The sequence below is a fragment of the Lactiplantibacillus sp. C232 genome (genome assembly GCF_023806725.1).
GTDB lineage: Bacteria > Bacillota > Bacilli > Lactobacillales > Lactobacillaceae > Lactiplantibacillus > Lactiplantibacillus plantarum.
The window spans coordinates 80162-95565 of the sequence record NZ_JAMSKZ010000001.1 but is presented as its reverse complement, the minus strand read 5'-3'; the positions used below and the strand labels follow the sequence as shown (position 1 = coordinate 95565).

General features: G+C 40.5%; 24 protein-coding genes. All 24 read right to left on the bottom strand.

Going from position 1 to position 15404, the window contains the following annotated elements:
- Positions 1–57: 57 nt before the first annotated feature.
- Positions 58–696, bottom strand: a complete 639-nt coding sequence (locus MZO41_RS00545; RefSeq protein WP_062689614.1) for a phage tail protein — start codon at positions 694–696, stop codon at positions 58–60.
- Positions 697–1080, bottom strand: coding sequence for a DUF806 family protein (locus MZO41_RS00540; protein ID WP_062689616.1), 384 nt, complete (start codon positions 1078–1080; stop codon positions 697–699). It abuts the gene before it with no gap.
- A complete protein-coding gene (locus tag MZO41_RS00535) occupies positions 1077–1517 on the bottom strand; it encodes a hypothetical protein (protein WP_016058331.1) in 441 nt (146 codons plus the stop codon). The genes MZO41_RS00540 and MZO41_RS00535 overlap by 4 nt, the downstream gene beginning before the upstream one ends.
- The gene (locus MZO41_RS00530) at positions 1507–1869 is read right to left on the bottom strand and encodes a phage head closure protein (protein WP_062689618.1); all 363 of its coding nucleotides are present in this window, start codon (positions 1867–1869) and stop codon (positions 1507–1509) included. Before MZO41_RS00530 ends, MZO41_RS00535 begins: the two co-directional genes overlap by 11 nt.
- Positions 1853–2191, bottom strand: a complete 339-nt coding sequence (locus MZO41_RS00525) for a head-tail connector protein (protein ID WP_062689621.1) — start codon at positions 2189–2191, stop codon at positions 1853–1855. The genes MZO41_RS00530 and MZO41_RS00525 overlap by 17 nt, the downstream gene beginning before the upstream one ends.
- 72 nt (positions 2192–2263) lie before the next feature.
- Positions 2264–3496, bottom strand: coding sequence for a phage major capsid protein (locus MZO41_RS00520; RefSeq protein ID WP_062689623.1), 1233 nt, complete (start codon positions 3494–3496; stop codon positions 2264–2266).
- Entirely contained in the window at positions 3496–4254 is a 759-nt protein-coding gene (locus MZO41_RS00515; protein ID WP_062689625.1) for a head maturation protease, ClpP-related, read from the bottom strand. The genes MZO41_RS00520 and MZO41_RS00515 overlap by 1 nt, the downstream gene beginning before the upstream one ends.
- A complete protein-coding gene (locus tag MZO41_RS00510) occupies positions 4232–5425 on the bottom strand; it encodes a phage portal protein (protein ID WP_062689628.1) in 1194 nt (397 codons plus the stop codon). Before MZO41_RS00510 ends, MZO41_RS00515 begins: the two co-directional genes overlap by 23 nt.
- A gap of 2 nt (positions 5426–5427) precedes the next feature.
- A complete protein-coding gene (locus MZO41_RS00505) occupies positions 5428–5622 on the bottom strand; it encodes a DUF1056 family protein (RefSeq protein ID WP_062689630.1) in 195 nt (64 codons plus the stop codon).
- Positions 5612–7510, bottom strand: coding sequence for a terminase large subunit (locus MZO41_RS00500; protein WP_062689632.1), 1899 nt, complete (start codon positions 7508–7510; stop codon positions 5612–5614). Before MZO41_RS00500 ends, MZO41_RS00505 begins: the two co-directional genes overlap by 11 nt.
- A gap of 2 nt (positions 7511–7512) precedes the next feature.
- Complete coding sequence (locus tag MZO41_RS00495) at positions 7513–7971, bottom strand: phage terminase small subunit P27 family (protein ID WP_062689634.1); 459 nt, start codon at positions 7969–7971, stop codon at positions 7513–7515.
- Between the two features lie 178 nt (positions 7972–8149).
- Entirely contained in the window at positions 8150–8689 is a 540-nt protein-coding gene (locus MZO41_RS00490; RefSeq protein WP_062689636.1) for an NUMOD4 domain-containing protein, read from the bottom strand.
- 2 nt (positions 8690–8691) lie between these two features.
- Positions 8692–9204 carry an HNH endonuclease gene (locus MZO41_RS00485; protein WP_062689638.1) on the bottom strand — a complete coding sequence of 171 codons (513 nt, stop codon included), beginning with the start codon at positions 9202–9204 and terminating at the stop codon, positions 8692–8694.
- Positions 9173–9352: a hypothetical protein gene (locus tag MZO41_RS00480; RefSeq protein WP_062689639.1), complete on the bottom strand. Its 180-nt coding sequence runs from the start codon at positions 9350–9352 to the stop codon at positions 9173–9175. The genes MZO41_RS00485 and MZO41_RS00480 overlap by 32 nt, the downstream gene beginning before the upstream one ends.
- A gap of 82 nt (positions 9353–9434) precedes the next feature.
- Entirely contained in the window at positions 9435–10358 is a 924-nt protein-coding gene (locus tag MZO41_RS00475) for a hypothetical protein (protein WP_062689642.1), read from the bottom strand.
- Positions 10359–11452: 1094 nt separating this feature from the next.
- On the bottom strand, positions 11453–11878 hold the full coding sequence (locus tag MZO41_RS00470; protein ID WP_033608385.1) for a DUF722 domain-containing protein: 426 nt from the start codon (positions 11876–11878) through the stop codon (positions 11453–11455).
- Between the two features lie 181 nt (positions 11879–12059).
- Positions 12060–12227, bottom strand: a complete 168-nt coding sequence (locus MZO41_RS00465) for a hypothetical protein (RefSeq protein WP_072535789.1) — start codon at positions 12225–12227, stop codon at positions 12060–12062.
- Complete coding sequence (locus MZO41_RS00460; RefSeq protein WP_062689645.1) at positions 12220–12570, bottom strand: hypothetical protein; 351 nt, start codon at positions 12568–12570, stop codon at positions 12220–12222. Before MZO41_RS00460 ends, MZO41_RS00465 begins: the two co-directional genes overlap by 8 nt.
- Positions 12567–12935 carry a YopX family protein gene (locus tag MZO41_RS00455; protein ID WP_062689648.1) on the bottom strand — a complete coding sequence of 123 codons (369 nt, stop codon included), beginning with the start codon at positions 12933–12935 and terminating at the stop codon, positions 12567–12569. Before MZO41_RS00455 ends, MZO41_RS00460 begins: the two co-directional genes overlap by 4 nt.
- Positions 12936–13015: 80 nt before the next feature.
- The gene (locus MZO41_RS00450) at positions 13016–13189 is read right to left on the bottom strand and encodes a hypothetical protein (RefSeq protein ID WP_154698934.1); all 174 of its coding nucleotides are present in this window, start codon (positions 13187–13189) and stop codon (positions 13016–13018) included.
- Between the two features lie 2 nt (positions 13190–13191).
- Positions 13192–13359 carry a hypothetical protein gene (locus tag MZO41_RS00445; RefSeq protein WP_141686194.1) on the bottom strand — a complete coding sequence of 56 codons (168 nt, stop codon included), beginning with the start codon at positions 13357–13359 and terminating at the stop codon, positions 13192–13194.
- Complete coding sequence (locus tag MZO41_RS00440) at positions 13352–13660, bottom strand: hypothetical protein (RefSeq protein ID WP_062689651.1); 309 nt, start codon at positions 13658–13660, stop codon at positions 13352–13354. The genes MZO41_RS00445 and MZO41_RS00440 overlap by 8 nt, the downstream gene beginning before the upstream one ends.
- 135 nt (positions 13661–13795) lie before the next feature.
- Positions 13796–14581, bottom strand: coding sequence for an ATP-binding protein (locus MZO41_RS00435; RefSeq protein ID WP_062689654.1), 786 nt, complete (start codon positions 14579–14581; stop codon positions 13796–13798).
- Positions 14581–15378 carry a phage replication protein O gene (locus MZO41_RS00430; protein ID WP_046947735.1) on the bottom strand — a complete coding sequence of 266 codons (798 nt, stop codon included), beginning with the start codon at positions 15376–15378 and terminating at the stop codon, positions 14581–14583. The genes MZO41_RS00435 and MZO41_RS00430 overlap by 1 nt, the downstream gene beginning before the upstream one ends.
- Positions 15379–15404: the final 26 nt, after the last annotated feature.

Here is a 15404-nt window from a genome sequence, read left to right as displayed (position 1 = left end):
GGCGCAGATGAGTCACTATCAGTTTTACTAGTCTGTGAGCCTGTGTCAGTTGTAACTTTATTGACCACTGGTGCCGTTACTCGCGTTTTTATAAAACGTTTGTCCAGGAAATACAGCGTCAAACATCGCTTGCTTATCAAATTTAGGATCTGACTCAGCATATACCTTGTACGGTTGGCCGCTGAATTTATCATAGTTCAAGGCGGTAAACGTCAAATTATCATCGTCACGAGTTTCAGCTGTATCCGTGTTCGTTTGAATGTTCTGGCCAGCTTCGTTAAAAATCCCACGACCAAAGCAGAAATAAACAGCAGTACGTGTCACTGGTGAACGTGACTCAATAATAAGGCCAGCTTCAACGGGTGTGTCAGAATCAATGTAACCACCTTTACCATCTGATACCCGGCCTAATAGTTTTTGCTTGACAATGAAATTAATTTCATTTGCGTCGATTGCCACTGACGGTGCCGAAGGTGGATTAGAAACGTCCACAACTTCATTGTTGCCAGTAATCTTAGATACCGTCCCAGATAGCCCGGTAATGTTAGCAGTCTTAGTACCCAAGTTACCGTTTGCTTTGCTAGTATCAACGGGGTATACCCCAGCGGCCGACAACCCCTTATCTGCATCAATAACCGTTGACCCGTCATCAGCTTTAATACCGGTGTATAACATGTTTAAACCTAATGTTGCCATTTAAATGGCCTCCTTTATATAATTAAATTTCAAAGTGTTCGTGATACTTTCTGAATCTGGTGTTAATGTCTGGCCAGCATCGCTATAACAACGAATATCATTGGTCAATAGCACTTGTTTTAACCCGGATTCGATGGCATCCATATCGCCCAAGTAATCTTTAGGATAATAGAGCTGTATCTGGACTTGCTTCGTTGATTGGAATGGAATCCCATTGCCATAATCTTGACTGCGCTCAGGTAACCCACTGATTACTACAATAGGCTCGTCAGTTGAAGTATCGTTAGTTGGAATAAAAAAGCTATGGATATGTTCCACAGCTAGTTCTGGTATTTCATTAATATTTGCAACAATCATGCCTTTAATAAAAGCTACCGGCGTCACTTGCCCACCTTCTTGTCCATAGCAGTCTTTAATTGTTCAACAACTGCCTTGCCAACTTGGCCTTTTGCTTCACGCTGAGTAGTCTCCCAAAAGTGTTTCCCGGAAACATGGCTGTGTTTGGAACCATTACGGTCAACAACGTCCCAGCCATCATTTTGAAAACGTGCAATGTACCCTTTTTCACCTTTGGCTGTAAAGCCAACGTTAACCGAGCCATTAGGATGATCTACAGCAATTAATGAATCACGTAGATGTACTTTTTCAGCATGACCATGTACCTTGCGTAGTTTTCCTACAGGAATCTTAGGCTTCATAATTTTAATGAACTGATCCGCTCCAGCTGCATTAGCTTTAAGCTTCTCTTCACGTCCAAAGCCTTCCGCCATAGTATCTAAAATATGTTCAAATGAGTCTGCATGTTTAATCTCATTCGCCACGCCCAATCACCACCTTATGACAAGTTATGAGGTCAAAACCATCCGGTGGTAAACCATCATCGTAGGCCACATCATCAATCTGGTAAACATCCTGATGATTGCGTCGTAATTGCATGCCAGTAGCTATTTTTAGATTATGGCGCACAAAGTAAACAGCATTCTGTTGTGAGGTGTCGCCATTTAACGCTAACCTTTGCTGAAACGACAATGACCATTCGCCGGCGTACAAACTGAATTGAGGGACAAAATCAGTAATAGGATTACCAGTATTAGGGTTAACTTTTCCAGTAGCTTCCTGAGTTCCAAACTCCAATCTAAAATTCATTCGTGCAGGATTAATTGCTTTCGTCATTTGTCCCCACCTCATATTGCTTTTGACTGTACAACCCTCTGAGTTGACCAATGATTGAGTCCACGACCAGATCAACTGGATTAACAGCGATGGCTGTAATCGATGTTCGATAAGTCCAATATGAACCAGCTAAGGCGTAAACAGCAGTTTCAAACAAGTCACTCACGCCTTCCATTTCATAAAAACCCGTAACGCCGTTTTCATCACCAATGGACTGCTTAATGTAGCTAGTGGCTGCAGACAAATAGCTCTTTAGCAGCTCGTCATCATCATTCCCGTCAATTCGCAAAGATGATTTCAATGTTTCTAAATCGGCTGCCACTTAAATCACATCCTTACTTAGCCGCCCAGATTGTTACTGTACTGTGTATTTATTGGCGACATAGTTGGCTAATTACTTCCCGTCAGTCGTTGTAGCAGCGCTCGCCGCAAAGTTGGCCGTTTGGTCAGCAATTTTACTGAACGAACCTGCAACAAAGGCTTCCGTATCAGTAGCTTCAACATCAAAACGATCAATCACACGAATCTTAGTTTGATCCTTTTCAAAAGCGCCAGCTCCGATATTAGTCGTTAACAATGACGCATTTTCTCGGTCAAATAAAGTAACCGCTTGTGATAAGTCACCATAATACAATGGATAAACTGGTGCCGCTGCCGTCCCAGTATTTGGCAACCACTTGTCAGCAATCATAACCACTCGCTTACCGCGGACAATCATGCGGTCCGGCTGGGTTGGATCTGGTTGCAATAGGTAATTTCCCATAGCGTCCTTAACCTTGCATAACTCATTGTATCCTGACGTGTTCGTCAACAAGAACGATGTTGCCTTAATTGCTGGGTCAACAGCCGTGTTGATCATATCAATGATGTCATCAAACTTAGCTAAGGTTGGCTTCTTTGGCACATTATTCATGGCTTCAATAATCTTAGTGTTACGACTAACAACAACCTTTTTAGCAATCCATTGGGTAAGCCATGCCATAAGGTTGTCAGCAGTATCTTTCAATAATGAATTTGTTGCCGTCGTAATTCCACCATAACGATGAATTACATACTTAATCAAAGTAAGCTTTGGATCATCATTATCACCAATAGTGGCTGTTTCATCATCTAAATCAATCAATGGAGTGACATCTGACCATTTTTCAAAAACTCGTGATCCCGTCTGGGTGCTAACAGCTTCCCGATTAACATATTGTTGAAGGTTGTCATATTGACGAACCAGTGTATTAATTGCTGTTTGAATATCTTGTGGAATAGTCAAACCAATTGCATTGCCAGCCGCGTCAGTAGATGAAGTTACCAAGTTCATAACTTTAGGGTCACCTTTAATCATGCCTTTGAAGTTCTTAATGAACTCATCTTTGATGTCTTTTTCTTTATCATCAAGTGGGGTTTTGTCCTTATCATCCATATTGGCAATCTTTTGAGCCTTGCGTTCTTCTTCCAATTGTTCGTGTAAAGCATCACGCCGAGCAACCGCATTGTCACGGTCTTGTTTCATTGCTTTAAATTGGTCTTGATCGAAGCTGTCATCAAGGACAGCAGCATTTAACTTGTCGTTTAAGTCTGATACCTTTTGCCCTTGGGCGATCCAAGCATCATTCATCGTGTTAATATTAGCCATTAGTTGGCCTCCTTTTGATTTTTTCCAAATAAAATAGCCAATTTGCTGTTTCGTAATTCAGCAGATTGACTATTAGTAGTATTTTCTTCTTTAGACGGTTTAGTTTTATCCTTATCCGCCTTGTAAATTAGATTCAGCAGCTTATTAACTGCAGATTTAGGTGGAATGTGTGAAATAGCGTTCACCGGTTGCAATTGTTGATCATTAGCAAACATAATTTCGTCAGCGAAGCCTTTATCAACGGCATCACTAGCAGTTAACCATGTTTCATTTGCCATTAGCTGTAGCAAGTCAGCTTGATCCATGCCAGTTTTAGCTTCATAAGCACTGGCAATCGATTGATCAATACCATTTAAAATGCTGGCTTCATGCTCCAAATCGTCAGCATTACCAGCTGGTTGTGACCAAGCCTTATGGATCATAATCTGAGCAGTTGGTGAAATGTTGATATGATCGCCAGCCATAGCAACCACGCTTGCCGCACTAGCGGCTAAGCCTTGAATATTAACTGTTACATTGCCAGCATAATTCTTTAGCATAGTATAAATTTCACTAGCCGCAAAAACGTCACCACCATTGGAAGCAATGTCGACTTCAAGTGCTTCATCATCACTGTCGTCATCGTCAGTGTTGCCACTGTCATCATTTAAAATGTCAGCAACACCTGAAGGTGATACTGCTGGCATTCCAAAGAACTGATAGAAACCGGCTGTTTGATCATCAACAATATCGCCTTTAATCATCACTTTCTTTGTCATCATTATCACCTCCTTTTCCTGATTGAATCACAACTTGTTGTGTCGTTGGATTCTTAGCATCAGGCATTTCATCCGGAAAATAACCAGTCTGCTGTAATAACCAAGTTGCTTGATTATTGGCAATCGTGCCATCTTTAGCTAGTCCTGATAGAGTAGCTGCAAACGAGTCTCCCAATGGGTCTACAGCAGTCCGTATATTGGCCGTAATCTTGGCATTAAGCTTATTATCCAGCTCAGCTAAAATCGCCTGTAAATAGCGATTAAGGGCATTGGTGTACATGCCTTTGATTTGGTCAATATTACTTTGTTGGTCACCTTGGCCATTCAAATAACTATCAGGAATACCGAAGACTTTAGCAATTTGCTTACTCGTCCAATCTGTTTGGCTTAACAGCTTGGTAACATCGGCTTTCATTTCTAATGGCTTGTAATCTTCAAGTTGATCAATAACAACCGGACCACCGTTAGAACTGTTCACCTGCTTCATAAAGTTACGTGAACGGCTAGCTTTCATCTTCTCACTTAACAGTCCACCGTGCTGGATAGATAGCACGCCAGGAGCGCTGATTGAACGTGCTAATGCAGCCAACGTTAAACTGTTAGATGAACTCTTGACTTGTAACTCATTCGATAATGCTTTTAATGGACTGTTACCCGTCATACCGCCATCAGTACTAGCCCAGCGAATATGAATCATGTCAGACTGTGGTACATATTGAAGAACGCCCAAGTTAGGCTCATCAAAAGTAACCGTATAGGTTAAGCCACTACCGTCATCCAATAAGTAGGTTTGCACTTGGCTCGGTCGCAAATATTCCCAGCGTAGATCTAAGCCATTAGGATTACGCCAACGATATGCAAAGCATTCACCACCCAATAACAATTGTGAATACATAGACTGCCAAAACGTGTGACCGTTAGCTGTCGTACTAGGATTGTTTAGTATTCCCTGCGCTCGTGGCATATTAGCCATTAATTGTACCGTGGCTAAGTCTCCAGATATTTGATTAACCGCTGAATAAATATCTGAATTTTCCAAAGCATCCTTGGCGCTAACATACTCATTACTACCAGTTGGCGACAAAAAGTTAACAATATTATCGTCTTCTACTGGCACACTTTGAATACTAACTGAATTATTTATTGCCGTTGGTGGTTCAAAAAAGGGCATTATTAATCACCTCCTTTTTGGCCAGCTGTTACAACTTCTGAAAGCCATCCAACTAAAAACAAAGCTACAGCAATTGCTAGAACGCCCTGTGCCTGCCCAAATAAAAAGGCTGCATATACCCCAGCAATCACGCTTAGAATAAAACACAGCACATCAAAATAATGCCAGATAGTTGCAAAAAATTGTTTAAAAATCATCAATATCATCTCCTAACAATCCTGACTCCGGGTTATTAAACCATTCAAGAACTTGTTTTTCGTTCATACGTTCGACCTGTTTATCAGGATTGTTTACGTCTGAAAAGTCTTCAAAGTGATACATGGCTTGGAATAAGGCATCAATTAACGCATCTACCACATCAATCTTCAATGTGGCCTTAGCTTTATCGACTTGAATACCAATTTTGTCTTCATATATTTCTGCATTCAGTAGCGCCTTTTCCATAATTCGATCATCGAGTCGGTCTACCGAGCCTTCGACGAACATCGTCTGCAAAAACTTAGTTGGATCCTTCAATTCACTAGTCCGCTGCCGAATGGCTTGCAATGGCCACCCTGAATTCAAATCTAGCTGCTTGATTGTAGGCGTTAGCCCCCACGCATCATAACCAAAGAAAACAACTTCCAGTCGATGCCGCTCAACAAAGTTAAGCAACCATTGGTAAACCTGCTCATCATTGATGAGCCCCTGAGGGTGACTACTAATTGTACAAAATCCCTTTTGAGCTAAGTCCCGATAGTTAATACCGTCTTGCTTTTCTTTAGCTTCAATCGAACCAGCTTTCTGCCAGGGAATAAAGCTATGCTGATAAATAAACCATCGTGGTTTGTCATTATTATCACGATAAGGAAATACAAACGCTAGCGCCGTGTTATCACTAAACATCGAGTAGTCAAAGCCAATATAAACTTGCCGGTCATCAAAACTAAATGATGATATAATAGCCCGCTCAACGTCAGGCAGTTTCAAGAAGCTATCGGCCGATTGCTCTAGCCACAAGTTGAGGTTTTTATTTTGGAAATCGTTGAGTGTGCCCGACAAAGCGTCAGAATCACGCTTATCTGTCAAGCCGTTCAGCAACACTTCTCGTTGGCTCGGTAAATCTAGTAAGGGATTACTTTTAACCCACATATCGGGCTTATAAGTTTCGTCCAGATTGTCCTGCGACCAAATAAGCCCCAAATATGTATCAGCATCGCGCAAATAATCTTGTTCCATGGCTTGCTGAATCATACGCTCGTCGTCGTGAAACGGAACAGTGGGATCAGGATATGCCGTTGAAATTTGAATAAATTGCTTATTACGTACCTTAACTTGGCCAGAAACAATCTTAGAAATCTTTTGTCGTGTCTTAATTTCACCAATTTCATCAAATATAGCCGTTGTGAAATGAAAGCTATCGTACTGACCAGCCTCATGACTAATCGCCCGCAGTTTATTGTTATTACTACTCATCACAACTTGATCCGCTTGCGAAGACAATGTCCGAGTATCTAGCCCACTATCAGCAATCAATGACTTAAATGGCTCAATAGTTGCAATCTTAGCAAGCATTGACTTAATGTAGCCCAGAATCTTGCTCGTTTGTTTGTAATTAATGGATGAAACTAAATAGTCTTGGTTAGATAGTCCCAATGACTCAATTAAATAGCTATAAGCAGTGATAATCGCCATCAAGTATGTCTTTCCTTGTCCACGTGCAACGGAAACAATTGCCCGTGAGAAACGCTTACCACCGTCATCATTACGCCAGCCAACCAGCATAGCCATAATGAATTTTTGCCACGGCATAAGCTTAGTTGGTTCGCCTGTATCAACATTCGGACAGATGGCAGCAAATTTAAGCACTTGATCTACTTTCTTAACCGAATAAGTAAAGGGAAATTCAACGCTACCTTGCCGTTGCAAATCTCGGATATGACGAAAAGCCGCTAGCTTGATCAAATAGCCAGTTGTTACCTTCTCATCTAGGACGTCAAAAGCATATTTTGTGCCCTCATCAGTGTATTGATGACGAATTGCTGAGCAGTCTAATGATTGATAAGCCCCAATAACATCATGTGTTTGTGTTAAATCAATCTTCATTATCAGTCTCCTAGAAATTCTTTCATGCGATCACTGATACTTCGCTCGTCTTTGTGATCATCTAAGTTCAGCTTCAACAAATCGCTGCGCGATTTTGGCGACAAGCCTAATTCAGCGCCTAGTTTAGTCAGGTTTTTAACCGCTGAATCGTAAATTTGTGTCATGGGATTACGCTTGTAACCCACGAAGTCTCGACCAATTTTTTTACCGGTCTGATCTTGTAACGTTTTATAGATTGCTTGGACTTCACCGTTTTCCTGGATATGTTTATACGCATTGCGATAAATCTCATATTGGGAAGCATATTGCTCTACAAGCCCGCTATCAATGCGCTTAACCGGGGTATTTTCTTCTAAAAAAGGCACTAATCGACGCCAAACAACCTTAGCTTGCCGGCCTAAGTAAGCTGGCGGTGTGCGCGTTAATTGACCATCGTTGACATCTTTATCCGCTTTTTTCATTTTCTATGTCTCCTTTCATTATTGGTTGACCCCCCCCTACCTAAAAATTTTCAAAAATTGTTTCTATCACAAAATAACGGCAATGTGTGTGCTCTTCCTGGGACGTGTTAGGGGGCGGGGGGTTGTTTAGAAAATTTAAAAACACAATTTCATCTGCTCGTTTTAGAAAATTATTTTCTTATACCGTTTCAAATGAAAAGCTAAGATTGTTTCCCCTAAAAGAATAACTTATGCTTCCGTCCTTCAAGCCTTTTGCTACCTTGTCTCTACCGATGTGCAGTATTGAAGCTGCAGCATCTTTCGAATAGAACATGCTAGCTTCGTGAGTGACATTATTAATTACTCTAAACAAAGTTCCTTTAGTATGTGACATTTTTGCATTGTGATCCCCGTAATTAACATTATATTTCCTTGAACACCATTCAAGATTAGAAACGTTGTTGTTGGATTTGTTTTCATCTTTGTGGTTTATTTCATTTAGCTTGCTGTAGTTTTTAATAAACGCTTTGGCAACTAGTCGATGTATATAATGGCGTTTTTTAATGCCTCCATTGGAAAGCTGAACAGTATAGTATCCACATCCATTATTGGTTGGCGATAAAACTCTTCCCGACGTTATTCTTCCAAGCTTGTCAAATCTATCTAAGCTTCTAACTCTTCCGTAAGAACTAACTTCATATAATCCCTCGTATCCGTCTATGCTTTTCCATCGTTCCATAATCAATTCCCCCTCATAATCAAAGCAAGTTCATTGATGTCGTCTATCGGCTTCGCACCTGTAATAGTATTTCCCTGTCCACATCCATAATACTTCTGTTCAAACTCAGTCTTCTTGTAATGACACTCTCTACATATCACAGCAAGGTTATTTATATTATCTTTATCATCAGGAAAAGCTTCTACAGGTCTTACGTGATCAACAGTCTTAGCGGGTGTGATAGCGCCTTGAGCTTTACAGTAAGCGCATAAGTAATGGTCACGCTCCAGGACTTGTTGTCTTAGATGTGACCATTGCCTTGTCCGATAGAAATTGTATTGCTGACGCTTAGTGTCATTACGATAACGTGTAACCGTGTTGTACTTGTGCGTGTAATGCTTATCGTGGCTACGTGTCCAACGTTGCCGACTAGCTAAGTACTCAGCTTCATGCTCATGGTGTTGCTGACAATAGTGGTCAGGGAATGTAACCATCTCATGGCAGTTAGGATAATGGCATCTTCTTGTCCTTGGCATGTTGCTTCCTCCATTTCTTTTCCAAACTAAAAGCGCCATGCTGTTTAGCACGACGCTTCTTATCCCTGTACCATCTATCTAGCCGGGCATCTGCAGCTACCCATTCAGGCGGCTCATACCCATAGTTGCTGTGTATCATTATTGTCATTTCATACCACCACGACTTACTTTCCAATACTAACTGCTCGTCCGATATCTATTGATTAATCGGATATTTTGCTTGTTTATCATCATCTTTTACTGTTTTGCCGTCTTTTTTCCCAAATAAACGGTTCCTTGTTATTCTCATCTACAACCATAATATCTGTATTTTTATAATTTTCATTAAACAATTTCTCTTTCTCACTAAGGTCGTGTGTTACTACACCTTCTTGGAAATATTCCACTTTTGGAACATTGGATAATTTTAGAATTCCATTTTTATCTTTTTTCAATTCAAACATTGCCAATCCAATTTCATTGCTATTCGTATGAAAAATAATGTCAATGCTTTGAATCACATTAGGATAGTTATATAACTGGGCATAAGTAACTAATAATAGCTCATTTTCAGTGCTTTCCAGATTTGAAGCCTTGATACTTTCGTGCACAAGACTCCAATTCTTAGTGTCTCTTTTAAATGAATCCCATTCTGAATTATCGCCTTTACCCTCTTTGCCATTAATATTCGCACTTGATTTCTTATATTTACTGCAAACATTGTTATCTGCAACTAAACTAGTCACTAAAATACTGATATCGTAAACATTTTTCTTGTTAGAATTAATTATCGAAATGAAATTTGAATCTGAATAAAAATACTTTGATTCAAATTTCATCTTTTTTTGATGATCTTTACTTCCTAAAAACTCCCGGGGCTGACATGAATGAACATACACTTTCTTTGAAGGTTCAAACGACATTCGAAAGAATAGGTAAAACTTAGGATGGTTATCATCCAAACGTGTTTTTTGTTCAGATTTCAATTGCATTTGAACGCCGTACAACCCAAGCAAGGCTCCTAAATAGCCACCCCAAAATCCAAGCCATCCATCATTACTAGAATCACCCAAAAAAACAGAGTTCAAAAAGTGCATACAAACAAGTAAGATTATAGGTACCACTCCTAGGGCCACAAATCCCCCAACAATTAATTTCCAATTTATATGTGCCATTTCAATTCCTCCAAACTACTCTAACTATACAAAAGCTCCTGCCAATAAGCGAGAGCCAGTTTGAAGATTGCCCGTTTTGGAGCCGCGGGTTCGTTTAATGTGCTTGGTAGGGATTTGCACCCTACATGGTATCTTGACTTCGGGGTTGCGAGCCCTGTCTACGCCATTGAAATACCACTATGCCCGTTGTGTCTACCTATTCCGCCACAAGCACAGCCAATGTAAACAAGACGATGGGAGTTCATGTTATGAAGCTAATTGCCAACATGACTTCATCCACATCTCAAGCTTTCAGCAGTTTAGCGACTTACTTAGGTCGTAAATGGCTCCGGTAGGATTTGCACCTACTCAGTCTCTCGACAACGGTTTTACAGACCGCCACAGCTCACTGTCTCTGTCGCAGAGCCAAACAAGTATCCGCATTGTTTTGCGTAGTTAGCTTTAGCTACGATAATTTTAAGCTACATGCTCATTAACGCCTACTACTTAGGAGCTACCTAATTAGTTGTCAATGTATTACAAGGCATGGGCTAGCACCATGGCTACCAACGTTCAGATGATTTAGGCATATTTTAAACATAATTTTGTTTTAGTATGTCTGTAGATTTATCCTACTGGTACTTGACTGGTCGTTTATAAACGGTATTACCGTTTCAACTACAACACCGACTTATTGAGAATCCCATTTGGTTCTGCTAGTTCTCACACTAACATTTGCTTGGGCTTTGCGTCGGCACAACCGTCAATGCTTTTTATCTCAAACTTGCTACTATAATCTACATATCGAAACAGCTTTCTTTCACTGCAACCCAGTTGTATTAAAACTAGGTTCAATAATTATTAGGCTATCGTCTAATAACGATCGTTCAGTCGCAGACATGCTGGGCGGAATTATCAGTTCCTCATACACCAGCTTGATACTTAATATCGCTGGTAGGCCTCGAACCTACATCCCATTGTGGCTTACCAATTAGCCCACAGCGATTACCAGTCTGTAATTTTGAGGATTACTTCATGCGTATCATCATCACGCTTGGCATACTATCAATTTAGCACGATTGTAGGGGTCAAAAGTGCACGATTAGTGCACGTTTTTATATTTCATACAATCCAAACCCCTTAGCACAATCGTTAATAAAAGTTTTCTTTAAGTCGAACGCTTTTCGACGGCTAACATTTATCATGTGATTTGCAATTAATCCGTCAATTGTGTACTGCTGGTGTTTCTTAAAATATAGCTCATTTATAATTACTTCTGTATCACGGCCAACGCCGTCTAGACAATCATCAATTACTTCTCGCTGACGCTTCAATGTGTTAATGCGCCGATCATCGTCAATTGTAATGAGCGTATTTAACGCCGTATCTGGGTATTTGTATTGTGCCTTGCCACCTCCAACATTATCATCACGTGGTACAGTTGGATAACGTAATTCCTGTTCACGTTTCTCGATATACTTGTCAATTTTGGGATAATCGCGCAAAATATCTTCTACTTTTCTAATAGTTGAGCGTTTCACTACCAGTTCCCCTTTCAAATATTGTAGTCTAGCAGCGCACATGTTTAGGGTTGCCTAAATATATCGTGTGGTGTATATTATAGTTGCTTTAATTCCTAGCGTCGTATTCTCCTCAACAGATACGACGCTTTTATATGTTATACTGACAACGGTCATTCGAGTGGTCCTGTGACTGGTCGCCTTAGTAGGCGGCTTTTTGTTTACTATCGCGATTGCTCAACTCCGCAATGTCAGCAATGAAGTCCTGGCCAATTTGTGCCTGTTGCTCAGTTGTCAGTGCCGCGTTCATTTCCAGGTTGGCAACTGTGGCTTTCATTTGAATTGCTTTTGCGTATTCGGTGTCAGTCATTTGTGCCCTCCCATAAATGCAAGTCGTACATAAAAGTTTCAAATCTGGCCTTATTGAATTGATAAAGCTTCTCATCCGATCCATAAGGTCGCTCGATTACTAAACGATCATCCCTAATTCCAAGGTAACCATTATTATCAAGCTTCTTATCATAATATTCATAGTAATCATTTCCGAGTCCGGTCACATCATGATAATTCAGTGTTTTCCACGCTTGCCTCCCTGCATCTTCAAAAATACGAATGAGTTTTGGAGTAATGTTAAATTCTGACCGTTTCGAAAACAAGCTAATATTATGTGCTTTGACTGCAATCTTTAATTCATCAACTTGAACTACATTCATTTCTTTTCCTCCAATAGTTCCGGGTTCTCGTGCACGTTGCCAATAACTTTGATATTTTCAACACCAGCATTCATGATTTCGGACAACACATTAGATTCGTATAAATGTGAATGGTATTTCAATTCAAATGCTGGGTAATTGTATTTTATGCACCATTCAATTACATCGTTGTAGTAATTCCCGTCCTCGTTAAAAACTGACACAATGTCACCATCATATATATCCTTGCCATTCACGTCTTTCAAGCCAGTAAACTGCTCAAGCTTAAAATCACTTGCATCTAAGGCGTCCAAGGTCAAACCTTTCAATTCGTCATAGTCTCTAATTACGTTGCACTCGTTGTCCCACGCTCTAAACTTAATCATCGTCGCCATCTCCTATCACTAGCAGGCCTGTGCCAATTGACTTAAGATCCATTCTATTGCTTCATATGATTCACTCATTTTTAATCCTCCGGGTGTATTAGTATTAATGCTAAAGAAATCAAGATAGCACCAATCGTGCAAATTGTTCCCACAATTATTCCACCCTCAATAAATATATTAACTAGAGCTGTCACACCAAGTACGATTGAAAGACAGATGATTATTCCAAAGCCAATTTTATTTCTAGTGCTCATTTTCAATCCTCCCCGAACGTTTCAAACGCCCGCTTGCGAATATTGTATGGCTCATATTCCTTGGCCAATTGCTTTCTATCCAGCGTCTTAGCTTTATTTTCCTCGGCGTGTTCCTTCATTCGCCGGTGCTTCCGTTTAATCGTTGAACGCTTCTTAGTGTGTTTAGGCATTCTCGTCCTCCGTAATGTAGTATTTGTTTTCGTCAATCGCACGAATGCGTCTATCCAGCCAAACGTTATTGTGCTTTAGCTCCCGAGACGTCCTAGTTTTACCCTGCTTGCCTTCCATGACTAATTTAATGGCATTATACTGGGTACGCGTAATCTCCATGTAATCGCCCGATATGGCCTTAATTCCAGGCATCTTATGCAAGTTAGCTAGTTTGCTCTCAGGCACGTTGTCCATGCTGCCATATCTCGTTTCTAGCTTATGAATTACTTCCAACGCTTTCGACCAATTTTTACTTGTCATAGGCTAACTTCCTTTCAAGCTCTTGTTCGTAATTAGCGTGTATCTCATTCGTACAATTTGGGCATGGGGCAAACGTGAAACCATAACTTTCAAGTGGTTGCTGAACAGCTTTACTACCATGACATAATTCACAACTCATACACTTCTGACTCCTTCCATGTTGTCAAACAGCAATTGACAGCTAGTATCCTTGGTATATAAGCGATCGATTGTTTTGCCATCATACATACTTTCTAATTGCTTACGTGTGTTGTTAGTCGTAATGATGGTTATATGTTTAACTTCGTTATGATCAAAATCGCAACGCGCATTCGCCACTTGATACATCAGCGTCTGCAAATCTTTGTGTACTGGCTTGTAGAACCCTTTTTCAGTTGGCTTACCGCCTTCAGTACCAAAGTCGTCTAAAATTAGAACATCAACGTTTTGCATATCTTTTAGAATGTATAGTAAACGTTGACGTACATCCGGTGCTTCATACTTTTCATTAACTAGCCGTAGCAACTCAGCTGTTGAGACAAACATTGCTGTCTGTCCTGCATTCATTAGCTGATACATGATTGCTAACGCTAATGATGTTTTACCAACGCCGGGTCCACCTGCAAGCGCTACGTTGAACTGGTTAGTCTCTAATTGCCTAGCTAACTTAAATGCCTGATTACCAAGTTCTCTAGCTTTGGCTTGATTAGGCTGTTTATCAACCTGCCAATCATTAAAGCTAAATCGTAGTGGCACGCCTCCAGACCAGACTGACATGCGATAGTAATACCGTTTTCGGTTAGCAATTACGCCAGCATTCGCCCGATCAATTGTTTGATGATCCAATTCTTCTTTGGTTGGCAACTTAGTTGTATCAATGCCTCTAGCCGCTACTACTTTCTGAATCGTGGCTTGATTGAATAACTTCGTTACATTTTCCATTAGCCAAACCAGTCCTCTCGTGTTTGTGGCGCAACATTAGTCGGGCGATCCCGTTCAGCCTGACCCATGAGCGTGTCATACTGCTTGCGTAGCTTCCCTGCCGATAAAATGTTTGCTTGCCAGAATGAATTGTCCTGTGACCAATCTACCAGCCAATCTAATTTTTCATAATCACGATGATCACGTTCGTGTGCCAATCGAATATCATTAGCCCATTTTTGTAAGTTTGGTTCTTTAAAGTCAGGCTGCCGTTGTTTAATTCTGGTCAACAAATGACTAGCAATTTTGTATGGCTGAGAAGACGGGTCATAATTTGGCTTTGCCAAATGGTGACTATCTTTATTTACCTTACCTTTACTAACCTTACCTAACCTAACCTTACCTAACCTATGCGGTCCATTGTCCGTCCATTGGTTGTCCATTGGACGTCCAGTAACTTTACCCGTGTCAGCACGCGGCTTGGGCTCAATTAATTCTAGGTTTGGCATGATTTCTAATAACAAGTCTTTATATATCGAATCCACTTTTCTATCCGCTCGAATTCGATTATTTTCGTTCCAATCCGTGATATAGGCAACTAGATCATCGTTTAAAACATTTACAAAATTCTTAGCTACTAGTATTCGCAAATCGTCCTCAACTGCACCAGTTTGCCGCATAACCGAGAACGCTTCTACAACACCATCATCATCCGCATGCAACCCCAAATGAAAATAGAGTGCCTGACTGCTCAACGGCATCTTTAAAAATTTAGCGCTATCGGTTATACGGTTGCTAAACATTCTCCTTTGTGCCATCTTTTAATCCTCCCTTATTTACTAGT